The following is a 17,185-nucleotide window of genomic DNA, read 5'->3' as shown; positions in this document are numbered from 1 at the left end:
TAGCAAGGACTTCATTTGAGCTTTCGTATTCTATGGGTCCTTGCCCTCTTAGCACTGCTCTCAGCATGTGCTAGCACTACTCGCCCTGGAGCAGTGGGCGTCAACCGCTCCCAATTCATGATGGCATCCTCTGAGGATGTCAATCGCCTTTCAGCAGCCAGCTATAACGAGCAAAACCAAAAAGCAAAGGAAAAAAATATATTGCTTACGTCTGGACCTACTTATGATCGCTTGAAGTTTATAGCGAATAGGTTGATTCCACAGACCGAGGCTTTTCGTGATGACACCAGGCAGTGGGATTGGCGTCTTACCCTCATAGATGCTCCCGTACTGAATGCTACCTGCGCACCCGGAGGAAAGATCACCTTCTATACGGGAATTATTGAACAACTCAATCTGAATGATGATGAAATTGCTGCCATCATGGGTCACGAAATCGCTCATGCATTGCGAGAGCATGGTAGAGAACGAGTATCTCAAGCTGCAGCGCAAAATGTATTGGTCAATATTGCTATGGCTGTAGCTGGGCCCTATGGTTCCGCTGTGAACGCAGCCAATCAAGTGGCGCAATACGCTATTGTTTTACCAAACTCCAGGGAGAACGAGTCAGAGGCTGATGCAATCGGTTTGGAGCTAGCCGCAAGAGCGGGCTATAACCCCATGGGCGCTATTAGTGTTTGGCAAAAGATGCTGAAGGCAACTAAAGACAAAAGCTCTCCAGAGTTCTTATCAACCCACCCTTCTGGTGAAACCCGCATTGAGCAGTTAACGGCTCTTATGCCTGCAGTGGAGCCTTTGTATAAAGCTGCGCCTAAACCGCCGCCCACAAAGAGGCTTTAATAAGTTCCCTGAAATGAAAAAAGCCCCTTTTGCAGGGGCTTTTTAAACTTACTTGGCGGAGCGGACGGGACTCGAACCCGCGACCCTCGGCGTGACAGGCCGATATTCTAACCAACTGAACTACCGCTCCAAGTACATCGCATGCTACTTGTGTCACTTCTTACTGCTCACAACTAGCCAAAAATTTTGGCGTCCCCAGGGGGATTCGAACCCCCGTACTCACCGTGAAAGGGTGATGTCCTAGGCCTCTAGACGATGGGGACCTGGACTACTACTAAAACTAATGCTGCTATTTTAAATGCTTGGTGGAGATAAGCGGGATCGAACCGCTGACCTCTTGCATGCCATGCAAGCGCTCTCCCAGCTGAGCTATACCCCCGTAATCTCGCTAAAAATCTACAAGACACTCAAAACAATCCAAGATTTTATCCTATTTTTGTAGGAGGACGCAAATTCTGCCCTTAGACGACCTTAGAGAGCCTTTCTACAGCTTCAGCCTTGCCCAAAACAACTAGGACAGAATCAATAGCGGGCGTCTGCGTTGTCGCAAATAAAGCATAACGAACAGGCATTGCTAATGCTGGCATTTTGATCTGATGCTTGGCTAAGACTTCTTTAAAGGCTGCGCCATAGGCCGCTTTTGTATGCTCTGCAGATTTAACCGCTTCAATTAAATCTTTTAGTGCTGGAATGATTTCAGCTGGAATATTTGCAGCAATTTGTTCGGCATGATGTACCGGTGCTGGCAAATAAAACAGCTTTGCGCCCTCTGCAATTTCAATCAAGGTATTCGCGCGATCTTTGAGAAGTGCAACGACTTGCACAAAGTCTGGACCTCTTTCCGTATCAATGCCTATGGCATGAGCGAATGGCTTAGTCGCCTCAGCCAAAACAGCTGGGTCTGCGTTCTGAATATATTGATGGTTCAACCAAAGCAGTTTTTCAGGATTATGCTGTGCAGGTGATCGACCAAGGCTATCCAAGTCAAACCAATTCACAAACTGCTCTTTCGTGAAAATCTCTGCATCGCCATGGGACCAACCAAGTCTTGCCAGGTAATTCAGAATAGCTTCAGGAAGATACCCTGCTTTTTGGTAATCACGCACACTCATAGCGCCATTGCGCTTACTCATTTTTTCACCAGAGTCATTCAGGACAGTTGGTAAGTGGGCATAGACCGGCGGCGTGCCGCCAAGCGCCTTCATGATGTTAATTTGGCGAGGCGTATTATTCACGTGATCATCACCACGAATCACATGAGTAATATTCATATCTAGGTCATCGACGACAACGCAGAAGTTATAGGTTGGCGTGCCATCAGGACGGGCAATCACTAAATCATCGAGCTCATCGTTACTAATTTCTATCTTGCCTTTAACGGCATCTTCCCAAATGACGGATCCGCCAATGGGATTTTTAAAACGAATTACCGGCAAAACACCTTCCGGAACTTCTGGCAAAGTTTTACCGGGTTCTGGACGCCATTGCCCGTTATAGCGAGGCTTTTCTTTATTTGCCATCTGCTGATCTCGCAGTTTATTGAGCTCTTCTTCGCTCATATAGCAGGGGTAAGCAAGGCCGGAATCTAGCATCTGCTTCACGACTTCACGATAGCGATCAATACGCTGCATTTGATAGATTGGGCCCTCGTCCAAATCTAAGCCAAGCCATGCCATACCTTCGATGATGACATCGACAGCTTCCTGGGTCGAGCGCTCCACATCGGTATCTTCGATACGCAATATGAAATCACCTTTGTTATGGCGGGCAAAAGCCCAAGGATACAAAGCGCTGCGAAGGTTGCCCAAGTGAATAAAGCCCGTTGGACTGGGGGCGAAACGTGTACGTATATGCATAAATGACATTATCTCAGGTCGGCCTAGGATTTCGCCATTTAGTACCTCTACTCACAAAAAAGTGGATACTTTCACCTATGAACGAATTACTTGTATTTATGTGTGATGGCGCCCCGGTTCGCGGGGAAATAGTTTCCATTAGTAGCGCCTGGCAGGCGGTTTTAGAGCGTCGTAATGACCCTCCTGTAGTGCGCCGCTTATTGGGGGACTTCGTCGGTGCAGCGACCCTCTTAAGCGCTAGCCTTAAATTTGATGGGACCTTGATAATTCAAGCTCAAAGCAAGGGCCCCATTCAGCTTTTAGTAGTGGAGTGCAAGTCAGATTTGACAATGCGGGCTACCGTAAAGCTTTCTGTTGATGCCGACAGTATTGATCCCAATGCAAGTCTGGGTGAGCTACTGGATGCGAATAATACGGGCCGGCTTGTCATTACACTGGATCCATCTGACCGTCAGCCTGGACAACCCCCCTATCAAGGCATTGTGGCTCTTCAGGAGCATCGTGGCACCGTCATCAAGCCCGTTACTAGTGCTGCTGAAGCTATTGCCCTATACATGCAGAACTCTGAACAATTGGACACGCGTATATGGTTGGCATCTAATGACACCCATGTCGGTGGACTACTGTTACAACGCCTACCCGATTCTGGGGGTCACGTCCATCTCGACCCTCAGCTTGCCGCTGAAGGATGGACGAGAATTCAGACTCTGGGTGAAACGATTACCAATGAAGAGTTGTTAACGCTCCCACCTGGAACTACGCTCCGACGCCTCTTTTTAGAAGAGTCGAGCGAGAGTGGCGTTCGAAGCTTTCCGCCCCGCCCTGTGCGCTTTGGATGCCGCTGTTCACGCACCAAAGTAGCTGATGTTCTTCGCATGCTTGGTGAAGAGGAAGTTGAAAGCATTCTTGCCGAACAAGGTTCCGTAGAAACGGAGTGCGATTTCTGTGCCAAGTCCTATCGTTTTGATGCAGTAGATTGCAGGCAGGTATTTAAAACTGATTTATTGGCAGATGCTACAAGGCCGCCATCGAGCGGACATTAAGCCCTGCGAATTACTTAGCGGCTGAGGGCTTGACGCCATCCGCAGCATTTGCAGCTGATTTTTCTGTTGGCAAAATCTGAACGAAGAACTCACCTTCTTTGATCATGCCATGCTCTACACGAGCTCGCTCTTCAATAGCGCGAGTACCGTCCTTCAAATCCTTAACATCGCCTGCAAGCTTGGCATTGCGTAAGCTGAGCAGGCTATTTTTAGCCTGCTGCAACTCAAGCTGCTTCTCCATCTCATAAACCTTAAGCCATCCACCCTTACCCAACCAGAGCGGGAACTGTATTGCAATCAGCAATAGCAGCATAGAGTAGATGACGACCCGCATAAGTTAAAAAATATTAACGTTTAAGGTTGTAGAAAACAGATTTTCCTGGGTAAGTAGCCACATCACCTAAGTCCTCTTCAATACGCAATAACTGATTGTATTTAGCAATACGATCAGAGCGAGATAGGGAGCCTGTCTTAATCTGACCTGCATTAGTGCCAACGGCAATATCGGCAATCGTACTGTCTTCAGTCTCGCCAGAGCGATGAGAGATGACTGCTGTGTAATTGGCACGCTTTGCCATTTCAATCGCAGCGAAAGTCTCGGTCAGTGTGCCAATTTGATTAATCTTAATCAGAATCGAATTGGCAATACCCTTCTCGATACCCTCTTTGAGAATACGAGTGTTGGTAACAAAAAGATCGTCTCCGACCAATTGAATTTTTTTACCCAATTTTTGAGTAATGTCAGCCCATCCATCCCAGTCGCTCTCATGCATGCCATCTTCAATCGATACGATTGGGAATTGATCAGCCAAATTTCCGAGGTAGTCTGAAAACTCGCTAGAGGAGAGTTGCAAACCTTCGCCTGACAGGTGGTATTTGCCATCCTTATAGAACTCGCTGGCTGCACAGTCAAGAGCCAACAAGACATCTTCACCTGCTTGATATCCAGCACCCTCAATTGCCTTCATGATGGTCTGCAAGCATTCTTGATTGCTCTTAAAGTTCGGTGCAAAACCACCCTCATCTCCAACGGTAGTTGGCATACCTTGAGCACCTAAAATTTTCTTTAACTCATGGAAGATTTCAGCACCACAACGTAGGGCTTCACGGAAGCTTTGTGCGCCAACTGGCATCACCATGAATTCTTGGATATCTAAGCTATTGTTGGCATGGGCTCCACCATTCACAATATTCATCATTGGGACAGGCAGTTGCATGCCACCAGAGCCACCAAAATAACGATACAAAGGCAAGCCAGCTTCTTCTGCTGCAGCGCGAGCAACAGCCATAGAAACGGCTAAGGTTGCGTTAGCGCCTAAGCGCGCTTTGTTATGTGTACCATCTAACTCGATCAAGGTGTGATCAAGGAATGCTTGTTCGCTAGCATCAAGACCGAGGATAGATTCAGCGATCTCAATATTGATATTTTGAACTGCTTTAAGAACACCCTTGCCCAAGTAACGTGCTTTGTCACCGTCACGCAACTCAATAGCTTCGCGTGAACCAGTGGATGCGCCTGAAGGCACCGCTGCTCGCCCCATAACGCCAGACTCAAGCAATACATCGCACTCAACTGTGGGATTACCGCGTGAATCTAAAACTTCTCTACCGATGATGTCAACAATGGCGCTCATGCACCTTCTCCTAAGTAAAAATGAATTTGGGGGTATTACTTAAAGCTATCTTCTAAAAATGATCCAGGCTTCTTCACAACAGAATCAATCGCAACTAAGGATTCCAGTAGTTCTTTCATGCGATTGAGCGGCACGGCATTTGGACCATCAGAAAGCGCTTTAGCTGGATCTGGATGCGTCTCCATAAATAAGCCACTAATACCGACTGCAACAGCAGCACGGGCTAATACAGGAACAAACTCGCGCTGTCCGCCGCTCGCATTACCTTGACCGCCAGGCAACTGCACTGAATGGGTCGCATCAAATACAACCGGTGCCTTTGCTTCGCGCAAGATTGCCAAACTACGCATATCCGAAACTAAATTGTTGTAACCAAATGAAGCGCCACGCTCGCAAACCATAAACTGATCTGGAAGATTTACCTCGGCTGCTGCTACACGTGCTTTATCAATGACGTTGAGCATTTCATGTGGAGATAAAAATTGACCCTTCTTGAAATTCACTGGCTTACCACTCTGAGCGCAAGCGCGAATGAAGTCAGTCTGCCTGCACAAGAAGGCTGGAGTCTGTAGAACATCCACTACTTTTGAAACTGGCGCAATTTCGCTAATGTCATGAATGTCGGTCAATACCGGCACACCAATTTCACGCTTTACACGCGCCAGAATCTCAAGACCCTTCTCCATACCCAGCCCACGAAACGAGGTTCCAGATGAGCGATTGGCTTTATCAAAAGAGGATTTATAAATAAATGGAATACCCAGTGAAGCGGTAATTTCTTTGAGTTCGCCAGCAATATCTAAAGCCGATTGCTCGGATTCGATAACACAAGGACCTGCAATCAAAAAGAATCGATGATCTAGACCAACATCAAAACCACATAATTTAAATGCACTCATCTATGTCTCCTAGGCGACTTGTTCTTGCGTAGCAGCTTGATGAATCAATGACGCTTTAATAAAGGCGGAAAATAATGGATGGCCATCGCGCGGAGTTGATGTAAATTCTGGATGAAATTGCACGCCAAAGAACCAAGGGTGCATGGCGCTAGGCAACTCCATCATTTCTGGTAGAGACTCATTTGGAGTTCTAGCAGAAATAATCAGACCAGATTTCTCTAGACGCGGTACGTAAACATTGTTTACTTCATAGCGATGGCGATGGCGTTCATTAACCTCAGCGCCGTAGATCTCATGAGCCAGAGTACCTGCTTTAACTGGACAACGTTGTGAGCCTAAGCGCATGGTTCCGCCCAGGTCAGAATCATTAGTGCGTTTTTCAACACGACCTTCGCGATCAACCCACTCAGTGATCAAGGCAACCACTGGGCTCTCTGTCTCTGGATCAAACTCAGTACTGTTTGCCTGAGCAATATTTGCAACATGACGAGCGAACTCAATCACAGCCAATTGCATTCCCAAGCAGATCCCAAGGTATGGCACCTGGTTTTCACGGGCATAACGAATCGCTGCGATCTTGCCTTCGGTGCCGCGCTTACCAAAACCACCTGGAACCAAAATCGCATCTAAATTCTGAAGACAATCAACGCCATCTTTTTCGATGACTTCAGAATCGATATAGTTAATGTTTACGCGAGTGTGATTGTGAATACCTGCGTGACGCAAAGCCTCAATAAGAGACTTATAGGATTCGGTTAGCTCAACATACTTACCAACCATACCAATAGTGACTTCGTGCTGCGGGTTAGCTAACTCATAAACTAAATTTGCCCAAACGGATAAATCTGCAGGCTTAGCTTCGATATCCAATTCACGGCAAATTAAATCATCCATGCCCTGCGCTTGAAGCATTTCCGGAATCTTGTAAATGGTATCAACGTCCCATACAGATATCACAGCCTCTTCACGTACATTGGAGAACAATGAGATCTTGGAGCGCTCGTCTTCCGGAATAGGCCTGTCGGCTCGACATAGGAGCACAGTCGGCATGATGCCGATTTCACGTAACTTTTGTACTGAATGCTGGGTGGGCTTAGTTTTCAACTCCCCTGCACTAGCTATGTAAGGCACCAAAGTGAGATGCACAAAAGCGCAACTGTGTTTTGGCAGGCGAATACTCATCTGGCGTGCTGCTTCAAGGAATGGCAGGGATTCGATATCACCTACTGTCCCACCAATTTCACATATAGCGATGTCAGCATTGCCATCGTGACTTGCTTTCGCCCCGCGCTCTACAAATGCCTGAATCTCATTTGTAATATGAGGAATAACTTGAACTGTTTTCCCCAGATATTCACCGCGTCGTTCCTTACTAATGACGGATTCATAAATCTGGCCAGTAGTGAAGTTATTACTTTTACGCATCTTGGCAGAGACAAAACGTTCGTAATGGCCAAGATCGAGATCGGTTTCAGCGCCATCTTCAGTAACAAAGACTTCGCCATGCTGAAGCGGGCTCATTGTCCCAGGGTCAACGTTGATATAAGGGTCTAATTTTAGGAGGGTGACTTTCAGGCCGCGGGATTCGAGAATCGCGGCAAGCGAGGCAGCTGCGATTCCTTTCCCTAAAGAAGAAACCACACCACCAGTGACAAAAACGTATTTGGTCATCGCTTAAGCTCTGTTGGAAAAAGTAATTATAACGATAGCGACTCTTTCAATATAAATAATTGCCTCTCCCAATAAACCATAGGCTTGTGGCTACATCATCAAAATATTGACTTATTCACAGGCCATTTTTTGTAATGTGGAATCGTTTTGTCCCCAATTGAATTCAACCATTGCGGGAGTTAAATCCCCCTCCATTGATTGTGGTGAATTACATATAGCCACCATAAGATCCGAATTAACCCCTATTTAGCCTTTTTTTGGGACATTTTTTAACTTATTTCAGTAATTAAGTCTTATATAAGACATGAATTAGCAATTACAATAGACTGGATAGGGAATTACACCCTGCAGAGCCTTAAGTTGATAACTCTTACCCGATAGGAAATACGATGCTAGAAGCCTACAACGCCCAAGTTGCCGAACGTGCAGCCCTTGGAATTCCAGCCCTCCCCCTGACTAAAGATCAAACCGCTGAACTGGTTGGTTTACTTAAAAATCCTCCAAAAGGTAAAGAGGCGGAATTAGTTGAACTCATTACTAACCGGGTGCCTGCCGGGGTAGATGAAGCGGCCAAAGTAAAGGCTGAGTTTTTAGATGCGGTTGCTAAAGGAGCCGAAAAGTCCCCTTTGATTTCTCGCATTAAGGCTACCGAGCTTTTGGGAACCATGCTCGGCGGTTACAACATCAAGCCCTTAGTTGAACTACTGTCTGACTCTGAGTGCGCTGCTACTGCAGCAGCAGCTTTGAAAAAAACCTTGTTGATGTTTGACTATTTCCATGATGTTCAAGAATTAGCGGAAAAAGGCAATGCAGAGGCCAAAGGCGTTCTGCAGAGTTGGGCTGATGCTGAATGGTTTACAAGCCGCCCTGCCGTGCCAGAAAGCATGAAGCTCACCGTATTTAAAGTTACCGGTGAAACCAATACCGATGATTTGTCCCCTGCTCCTGATGCGTGGAGCCGTCCAGATATTCCATTGCACGCGACCATCATGTTGAAGAATCCACGTCCAGGCATTGAGCCAGACGAGGCTGGTGTTCGTGGCCCAATGAAGCAAATTGAGGCTCTCCAGAAGAAAGGCAATCAAATTGCCTACGTTGGTGACGTTGTTGGTACAGGATCTTCACGTAAATCCGCTACAAACTCTGTGTTGTGGTGGACGGGTCAAGATATTCCATTCGTTCCTAACAAGCGCTTTGGTGGTGTTTGCTTGGGTACAAAGATTGCTCCAATCTTCTTTAACACCATGGAAGATGCTGGCGCATTGCCAATTGAGTTGGATGTTTCCGACATGAATATGGGCGACGAAATTGAATTACGTCCATACGAGGGCAAAGCATTTAAGAACGGAAAAGAAGTTGCCGCATTCTCACTTAAGTCACCAGTAATTTTGGATGAAGTTCGTGCAGGCGGTCGTATTCCTTTAATCGTGGGACGCGGTCTTACGGCTAAAGCGCGTGCAGCACTTGGCTTGCCAGCCTCTACAGAATTCCGTATTCCTGTTAGCCCGCCTGATAACAAAAAAGGTTTCAGCTTGGCGCAAAAGATGGTTGGACGTGCTTGTGGATTACCAGAAGGTCAAGGCGTACGCCCAGACACTTATTGCGAGCCACACATGACTACAGTCGGCTCACAAGACACCACTGGCCCAATGACTCGTGATGAGTTGAAGGACTTGGCTTGCCTAGGCTTCTCTGCTGATTTGGTAATGCAGTCTTTCTGCCATACATCTGCCTATCCAAAACCAGTAGACATTCGCACTCACCATGAGTTGCCAGCGTTTATGACGAACCGTGGCGGCGTTGCATTACGTCCAGGTGATGGCGTGATCCACAGCTGGTTAAATCGTTTGCTCTTGCCAGATACCTGCGGTACTGGTGGCGATAGTCATACCCGTTTCCCAATCGGCATTTCCTTCCCTGCTGGCTCTGGCTTAGTTGCTTTTGCTGCCGCTACCGGCGTAATGCCTTTGGATATGCCTGAGTCTGTATTGGTACGCTTCAAAGGAAAAATGCAGCCAGGCATCACTTTGCGTGACTTGGTTAATGCGATTCCTTTGTATGCCATTAAGAAAGGCTTGTTGACTGTTGAAAAACAAAACAAGAAGAACGTTTTCTCTGGCCGTATCTTAGAAATCGAAGGTTTGCCAGATCTAAAGGTTGAGCAAGCATTTGAATTATCTGATGCTTCAGCTGAACGCTCAGCTGCAGGTTGCGCGATTGCCCTCAGCAAAGAGCCAATCATTGAATACATGCGCTCCAACATCACTTTGATGAAGTGGATGATTGCAAATGGCTACGAAGACAAGCGTACTCTGGGTCGTCGTATTAAAGCAATGGAAGCTTGGATTGCTAAACCTGATTTACTCAAGGCTGATGCAAACGCAGATTACGCTGAAGTTATCGAAATCGATATGAGCGAAATCAAAGAGCCAATCTTAGCTTGCCCTAATGATCCGGATGATGTGAAGTTCCTATCTGAAGTATCTGGCGAGAAAATCGATGAAGTATTTATTGGTTCTTGCATGACAAACATCGGTCACTTCCGCGCTGCTGGTCAAGTTCTTCAGGGTAAAAAGGATATGCCTACCCGTTTGTGGGTTGCTCCTCCAACCAAGATGGACCAAATGATTCTGACTGAAGAAGGTTATTACGGCATTCTGGGCGCCACTGGTGCACGTATGGAAACTCCAGGATGCTCACTTTGTATGGGTAACCAAGCGCAGATCCGCAAGGGCTCTACAGCGGTTTCAACTTCCACACGTAACTTCCCGAACCGTTTAGGTATTGATACTCGGGTGTACCTCGCTTCTGCTGAGCTTTCAGCGGTTGCTGCACTCTTAGGTCGCCTACCAACGCCGCAGGAATACTTCGAACAAGTTGAGTCTTTGAATGCCAAGGCTGGAGAAGTTTATAAATACATGAACTTCGACAAGATCAAGTCATTTAGTGATGTTGCTGACACAGTAACAATCTAAGTAGCAATATGCCCTGAAGCTTGGGGCAACAAAAAGGCGATCGGTTGATCGCCTTTTTCTTATTCATCATCTATCAAATAGACAGTTTATTTTCTTGATGGGCATTCTCACGATGTAAACCAGAAGCCCAAGTATTTGTCGCTAAGCCCGTTTTCTCCATAATTAATTTGGCGCGCTTGGAGACCTCTTTCCACTCCACCTCTAATAGCGGACCTTTAAAGGCGATTGCCACGACATTGCAATCATGTGATTCAGGAAAGAGGAGCACTCTATCATCAAAAGCTTCACAAATATTATTCAGGTTCACATCAAAACTCTTGTGTCGTGAGAAAAGATTGACAGTGAGTACGCCAGGCGATTTAAGAATGTCGTAACAGCCTTTATAAAAATCGAGAGAGCTGACAGCTGGACCATCACAGATAGCATCATAGAGATCGACCTGAACTGCATCAAAGTGATTCTGATATTTGCCGCTTTGTACAAAAGCCTTGGCATCTGTTTGTAGAGTTTCTAAGCGACGATCATCATCAGGCGTAAAAAACATACTTCTTGCTGCAACAATGACCGAAGGATTAAGTTCAACAACGGTCGTTTTTACAGCAGAGCAATAACGATGCGCAAACTTTGTAAGGGCACCAGTACCCAGGCCGAGTTGAGCAATGCGCATCCCTGGCTTAGTCTCCAAAAATAGTAACCAAGCCATCATTTGCTGGTTGTATTCCAGATAAATCTCATCTGGATCGCGAATACGCATTGCGCCTTGAATTAATTCGCTACCAAAGTGCAAATAGCGCACTCCACCACTCTCGGAAAAAGTTACTGGCTCCATAGCCAAAGATAAATCTGACATGAATTACTTTGCCCAGACTCGAGCATTGCGGAATAAGCGCATCCAAGGGCTGGCACCATCAGGAGTATCAAGCCACTCTCTTGGCGACCAACTCATTTGCACGGCCCTAAATACGCGCTCAGGATGCGGCATCATGACTGTGAAACGACCATCGTGTGTTGTGACACCAGTCAATCCGCCAGGAGAGCCATTCGGGTTCATTGGATAGGTTTCAGTTTGATTACCTTGGTGATCTACAAAACGTAAGGCAGCTAAACCCTGTTTCTGGATAGCATCTAAATTGCCTTGTTGGCTAAAGTTGGCGAAGCCTTCGCCATGCGCAATAGCGATAGGAAGCTGACTTCCTGTCATGTCTTGGGTGAAGATGGAGGGCGATGCCATCACTTCAGTCATCACCAAGCGAGCCTCATATTGCTCAGACTGGTTTCGCGTAAATTTAGGCCAGGCCTCAGCTCCAGGAATAATGCCTGCGAGATTACTCATCATTTGACAGCCGTTACAAACACCTAAAGCAAAGCTGTCTTGGCGGTTGAAGAATGAGGAGAACTCTTCACGCAATTGAGAATTAAAGAGAATGGTCTTCGCCCAACCTTCACCCGCACCCAATACATCTCCATAACTAAAGCCCCCGCAGGCAACCAGACCGCGGAAATCATCAAGCTTAGATTTACCAGAAAGCAAATCAGACATATGAACGTCATAGCTATCAAAGCCTGCCCAATTCATGGCATAAGCCATTTCTACATGAGAATTAACACCCTGCTCGCGCAAGATAGCGACTTTAGGTCTAGCGTTCTTATTAATGAATGGCGCTGAAATATCATCTGCAATATCAAATGTGAGCTTTGGTGACATGCCTGCATCAGCAATGTTCTCGAGCAATGCAAATTCGCTATCAGCGCAATCTGGGTTATCACGTAAACGAGCAATTTGATAGCTGGTATTGGCCCACATCTTCTGCAACACTTCGCGTGGCTCAGCAAAAATGTTCTTAGCATCACGCCAAATTTCAATACGGCCGTTGGTATTGGGTTTTGCAATCACGTGGCTATAGGCGCTAAGACCTAATTTACGCAGAACAGCAAAGACCGCATCCCGATCCGATTTATGAATCTGGATTACCGCACCAAGTTCTTCATTAAACAGCGCACGCAATGTTTGCTCATGACGACGGCCAGATACTTGTTGCGCCCAGTTTTTAGCATCACCCCAATCAGCTTCTTGACCGACATCGACTGCAATCATATCGACATTGATGGAAATGCCGGTGTGAGATGCGAATGCCATTTCAGCGACGCAGGCAAATAAACCACCGTCAGAGCGATCGTGATAGGCGAGTAATTGATCTGCCTTGCGTAACTCGATAATGGCGGCAGCCAAAGCTTTGAGATCTTCCGGATGATCTACGTTGGGGGCGGATTTGCCTGACTGATTGAGCACTTGAGCCAGAATACTTCCAGCCATACGATTCTTACAGCGACCCAAATCAATCAGGATTAATTCAGTCTCTAGATCAGAGCCAGACTCATCTTTAAGTTTAAGCAAAGGTGTCGTAGTTTTACGTACGTCCTGAACGGAAGCAAAAGCAGAGATGATGAGCGATACGGGAGAAACCACCTTCTTAGATTGACCATCGTCTTGCCATGCAGTCGCCATCGATAAAGAATCTTTACCAACTGGAATAGAAATTCCAAGGGCTGGACATAAATCCATGCCAATGGCCTTGACTGAGTCGTACAACTTGGCATCCTCACCAGGGGCGCCACAAGCAGCCATCCAGTTAGCGGAGAGTTTGACATCTTCTAAGCGACGAATATCTGCAGACAATAAATTGGTGATCGCTTCGCCTACCGCCATCTTGGCGGCAGCTGGCGCATCAATCACGGCCAATGGAGTTCGCTCACCCATTGCCATGGCTTCACCACGATAACCCTTGTAATCCATCAAAGTCACGGCACAGTCAGCAACAGGCACTTGCCAAGGGCCCACAAATGGATCGCGGGCATTGAGGCCGCCGACAGTGCGATCGCCGATGGTGATTAAGAAAGATTTGCTAGCAACAGTGGGCTGTTGCAACACCCAGGCAATGGATTGAGCTAGATCAACATCAGCAACATCTAATTCCTCAAACTCTTGAGCAACCCGTTTTACATCACGATGCATGCGTGGTGGTTTACCAAGCAATACCTCCATCGGCATATCAATTGGCATGGCAGCATCGCTACCGATAGCTTCTTTACTATCATTCAGCTGCAATTGACGCTCAGTAGTTGCTTCGCCGACAACAGCGAATGGGCAACGCTCACGCTCACAGAGTGATGTGAATAACTCTAAATCTTTGGCTTCGATTGCTAGTACATAACGCTCTTGAGATTCATTGCACCAAATCTCCGCAGGACTCATACCGCTCTCTTCAAGCGGAACTTTACGCAATTGAAATTGCGCGCCTAAGCCAGCACCATCAGCTAGTTCTGGGAATGCATTAGAAATACCGCCTGCACCAACATCATGAATAGAAATAATGGGATTGCTTTGTCCCATGGCAATACACGAATTGATGACCTCTTGTGCACGACGCTCCATCTCCGGGTTGCCGCGTTGCACAGAATCGAAATCTAAATCTGCAGTATTGGTTCCAGTTGCAACAGAACTACCAGTTGCTCCGCCCATACCAATGCGCATACCTGGGCCACCCAATTGAATAAACAAGTGCCCCGCTTTAATTTGTTTCTTTGCAGTATGAATCGAATCAATACTACCGATACCACCAGCAATCATGATTGGCTTGTGATAACCGCGACGAACACCTTCTAATGTTTGCTCAAATACACGGAAATAACCGCCGAGAATTGGCCGACCGAATTCATTATTAAAGGCCGCGCCACCTAATGGCCCATCAATCATGATTTGGAGAGGTGTGGCAATGCGCTCTGGCTTGCCATACTTCTCAGACTCCCAAGGTAAATCGGTGCCTGGAATATTCAGGTTTGAAACGGAGAAGCCCGTAAGACCTGCCTTTGGACGCCCGCCAACTCCAGTTGCACCTTCATCTCGAATCTCACCACCCGCACCAGTAGAGGCGCCAGGAAATGGTGCAATTGCAGTTGGATGATTGTGCGTCTCTACCTTCATTAAGGTATGTACTAGGCGAGTATCTTTTTCGTAAAGACGGCACTCACCTTTCGGGGACCAGGTTTCAGACTCTGCGCCCACCATCACAGCTGAGTTATCAGAGTAGGCAACAATCGTGCCCTCAGGTTGAAGCTGATGCGTATTGCGAATCATCGCAAATAGGGATTTTTCTTGATCATCGCCATCAATCGTCCAGCTTGAATTAAATATCTTGTGACGGCAATGCTCACTGTTTGCCTGCGCAAACATGATTAATTCAACATCGCTTGGATTGCGCTTAAGACGAATGAAGTTTTCAACCAAGTAAAGCACTTCATCTTCAGAAAGCGCGAGACCCAATTCTTGATTAGCCTTATCTAATGCAGCTCTACCCTCAGTCAAGATGGGAATTCTGACAAAAGCTTGATCCGGCAAGGATTGATATAAAGCACTGGCTTCTTTGACCTCAAAAATCACTGCTTCAGTCATGCGGTCATGCAAGGCAGCCAAAACGACTTGCTCTTGTTCTGGGCTGAGTGATTTTTTGCTTTGCCAAGCATATTGAACGCCACGCTCGATCCGCAAAACATGTAAACCACACTGACGGGCAATATCGGTTGCTTTACTAGCCCAAGGTGAAACGGTTCCAAAACGAGGGATAGATATGGCTGATTGTTTATCGACAGCTTTACTAAATATGAATCCACCACTCTTCAGCTGAGATACAAAAGGCTGCCCGTAAGTCAGAAGACTCTCGAGAACCTCCTTGTCTTTGGCATTGAGCTCAGACTCAGACCAAATGAAATGAAGGTATTGAGCCACAATGGACTCAAGCTGAATTCCTTGGGCTGCGAGCGAAGCTAAAAGTCGCTGTTGGCGGAAGGCTGAAAGGGCGTTTGCCCCGGGCAAGCAACAGAATGATGACATGCCAAGATTATAAGGTTTTGATTAAGCTAGGCGCCCACCCTGAAGTCGTAATTGACGTCCACACCGAGCAGCCAAGGCTGGATCATGGGTCACCAGAACCAAGGTTGAAGAATTCTCTCGATTTAGCTCAAAAAGGAGCTCAATCACCCTATTTCCACTGGCCTCATCTAGGCTACCTGTAGGCTCGTCAGCAAAGAGAATTGCAGGCTTATTTATGAAGGCGCGAGCCAAGGCCACACGTTGCTGTTCACCACCAGAGAGAGTTTTGGGAAAGTGCTTAGCCCTAGGCCCCAGCTCCACCTTTTCCAACCAATCCAGAGCAGTCTGTTTTGCTACCGACTGTGATACCCCAGCCATTTCTAGTGGCAGCATCACATTCTCTAAAGCTGTTAAATGAGGCAATAACTGAAACGACTGAAAAACAAAGCCAACGAACTGGCCACGCAAACGTGCCCTACCATCCTCGTCTAACTCATTAAGACTTTGCCCCATTAAGTCAATATGGCCTGTGCTAGGCAGATCCAGGCCGGCCAGAAGACTTAATAAGGTGCTTTTTCCTGAGCCTGAGGCACCAATGATTGCCACACTTTCGCCTTGCGCTATCTGAAAGCTCAAGTCATGCAAAATGCTGAGATCACCATCAGCCGTATTCACAAGCTTGCCCACTTGATCGGCAACAATGGAATTAGACTGTTTGTTCATGTAAAAAGTTTCTAGAATGGAAAAATGCGGAATCAGCTTGTAACTGCCAATACATTTATTACAGGGCTATTTTGCCTCTTAATGAGCATTTCTTCTTGGGCGCAAGTTAAACCAGCCATCCTAGTCTTAGGCGATAGCCTTTCGGCTGAGTATGGACTGCCAAGGGGGACTGGCTGGGTCAACTTGATGGAAGATCAATTATCCAAGAGCAAGAGCCCTTGGAGCGTATTTAATGCCAGCATTAGCGGTGAGACGAGCTCAGGCGGACTCAGTCGCTTACCCAATTTGTTGGCCCAAAAAAAACCGGGAATAGTAATTATTGAACTTGGGGCGAACGATGCCTTGCGTGGCTTGCCAGTAAACCAAACGGAAGCCAATTTACGTAAGATGGTTCAAATGAGTAAGCACTCTGGCGCCAAGGTGTTGCTCTGCGGTATACAAATCCCCTCGAACTATGGTCAAACTTACACCACGCAATTTAAGAATCTTTACCCTCAAATCGCAAATCAAGAAGGTGTTGAGCTGATGCCATTTTTCTTAGAGGGGGTTGCCACCAAGCCAGAGTTATTTCAAGCTGATCGCTTGCACCCCAACGTTGAAGCGCAAAGCATTATTTTTAAAAACGTATGGGGCTCAATGGCCCCATACAGTAACTTACTGAAGAAAGCGCCTTAGCT

12 protein-coding genes and 3 tRNA genes are annotated in these 17,185 nt (G+C 46.8%); 4 read left to right on the top strand and 11 right to left on the bottom strand.

What is annotated here, in order from left to right:
- The first annotated feature begins 15 nt into the window (after positions 1-15).
- A complete protein-coding gene (locus FD971_RS04975) occupies positions 16-840 on the top strand; it encodes a M48 family metallopeptidase (RefSeq protein ID WP_215333190.1) in 825 nt (274 codons plus the stop codon).
- Between the two features lie 53 nt (positions 841-893).
- On the opposite strand, the gene FD971_RS04970 is transcribed toward FD971_RS04975, so the two are convergent.
- The 4 genes from FD971_RS04970 to gltX all read right to left on the bottom strand — a co-directional run bounded on the left by FD971_RS04970 (position 894) and on the right by gltX (position 2,705).
- Positions 894-970: transfer RNA gene (locus FD971_RS04970), tRNA-Asp, on the bottom strand.
- A gap of 57 nt (positions 971-1,027) precedes the next feature.
- Positions 1,028-1,103 (bottom strand) — tRNA-Glu (locus tag FD971_RS04965).
- 40 nt (positions 1,104-1,143) lie between these two features.
- Positions 1,144-1,219: transfer RNA gene (locus FD971_RS04960), tRNA-Ala, on the bottom strand.
- An 82-nt stretch (positions 1,220-1,301) separates the two neighbouring features.
- A complete protein-coding gene (gene gltX, locus FD971_RS04955) occupies positions 1,302-2,705 on the bottom strand; it encodes a glutamate--tRNA ligase (protein WP_215333189.1) in 1,404 nt (467 codons plus the stop codon).
- Between the two features lie 68 nt (positions 2,706-2,773).
- Between gltX and FD971_RS04950 the strand changes: the two genes are divergently transcribed.
- Positions 2,774-3,739, top strand: coding sequence for an Hsp33 family molecular chaperone HslO (locus FD971_RS04950; RefSeq protein WP_215333188.1), 966 nt, complete (start codon positions 2,774-2,776; stop codon positions 3,737-3,739).
- A gap of 10 nt (positions 3,740-3,749) precedes the next feature.
- Here FD971_RS04950 and ftsB read toward each other — a convergent pair whose 3' ends face one another.
- From ftsB to FD971_RS04930, 4 genes are read right to left on the bottom strand one after another with little or no spacing between them, the layout of a single operon-like run.
- Positions 3,750-4,073 carry a cell division protein FtsB gene (gene ftsB / locus FD971_RS04945; RefSeq protein WP_215333187.1) on the bottom strand — a complete coding sequence of 108 codons (324 nt, stop codon included), beginning with the start codon at positions 4,071-4,073 and terminating at the stop codon, positions 3,750-3,752.
- A 13-nt stretch (positions 4,074-4,086) separates the two neighbouring features.
- Complete coding sequence (gene eno / locus FD971_RS04940; RefSeq protein ID WP_215333186.1) at positions 4,087-5,373, bottom strand: phosphopyruvate hydratase; 1,287 nt, start codon at positions 5,371-5,373, stop codon at positions 4,087-4,089.
- A gap of 35 nt (positions 5,374-5,408) precedes the next feature.
- Entirely contained in the window at positions 5,409-6,272 is an 864-nt protein-coding gene (gene kdsA, locus FD971_RS04935) for a 3-deoxy-8-phosphooctulonate synthase (protein WP_215333185.1), read from the bottom strand.
- 9 nt (positions 6,273-6,281) lie between these two features.
- Positions 6,282-7,943, bottom strand: coding sequence for a CTP synthase (locus FD971_RS04930; RefSeq protein ID WP_215333184.1), 1,662 nt, complete (start codon positions 7,941-7,943; stop codon positions 6,282-6,284).
- Between the two features lie 389 nt (positions 7,944-8,332).
- Between FD971_RS04930 and FD971_RS04925 the strand changes: the two genes are divergently transcribed.
- Positions 8,333-10,918, top strand: a complete 2,586-nt coding sequence (locus tag FD971_RS04925) for a bifunctional aconitate hydratase 2/2-methylisocitrate dehydratase (RefSeq protein ID WP_215335048.1) — start codon at positions 8,333-8,335, stop codon at positions 10,916-10,918.
- A 73-nt stretch (positions 10,919-10,991) separates the two neighbouring features.
- Here the strand turns inward: FD971_RS04925 and FD971_RS04920 are convergent, their stop codons facing one another.
- Genes FD971_RS04920 through FD971_RS04910 form a run of 3 tightly spaced genes read right to left on the bottom strand, consistent with a single transcriptional unit; the run spans position 10,992 to position 16,508 of the window.
- On the bottom strand, positions 10,992-11,768 hold the full coding sequence (locus FD971_RS04920; RefSeq protein WP_251368686.1) for a spermidine synthase: 777 nt from the start codon (positions 11,766-11,768) through the stop codon (positions 10,992-10,994).
- Between the two features lie 3 nt (positions 11,769-11,771).
- On the bottom strand, positions 11,772-15,806 hold the full coding sequence (gene purL / locus FD971_RS04915; RefSeq protein ID WP_215335046.1) for a phosphoribosylformylglycinamidine synthase: 4,035 nt from the start codon (positions 15,804-15,806) through the stop codon (positions 11,772-11,774).
- Positions 15,807-15,827: 21 nt separating this feature from the next.
- Positions 15,828-16,508, bottom strand: a complete 681-nt coding sequence (locus FD971_RS04910) for an ABC transporter ATP-binding protein (protein ID WP_215335044.1) — start codon at positions 16,506-16,508, stop codon at positions 15,828-15,830.
- Between the two features lie 24 nt (positions 16,509-16,532).
- On the opposite strand from FD971_RS04910, the gene FD971_RS04905 reads away from it, so the two are divergent.
- Entirely contained in the window at positions 16,533-17,183 is a 651-nt protein-coding gene (locus tag FD971_RS04905; RefSeq protein ID WP_215335042.1) for an arylesterase, read from the top strand.
- The last annotated feature ends 2 nt before the right edge of the window (positions 17,184-17,185 follow it).

The sequence above is a fragment of the Polynucleobacter sp. AP-Ainpum-60-G11 genome (genome assembly GCF_018688375.1).
GTDB lineage: Bacteria > Pseudomonadota > Gammaproteobacteria > Burkholderiales > Burkholderiaceae > Polynucleobacter.
Note: the sequence above shows the minus strand (reverse complement) of the source record. Positions and strands in the feature narration are given on the sequence as shown.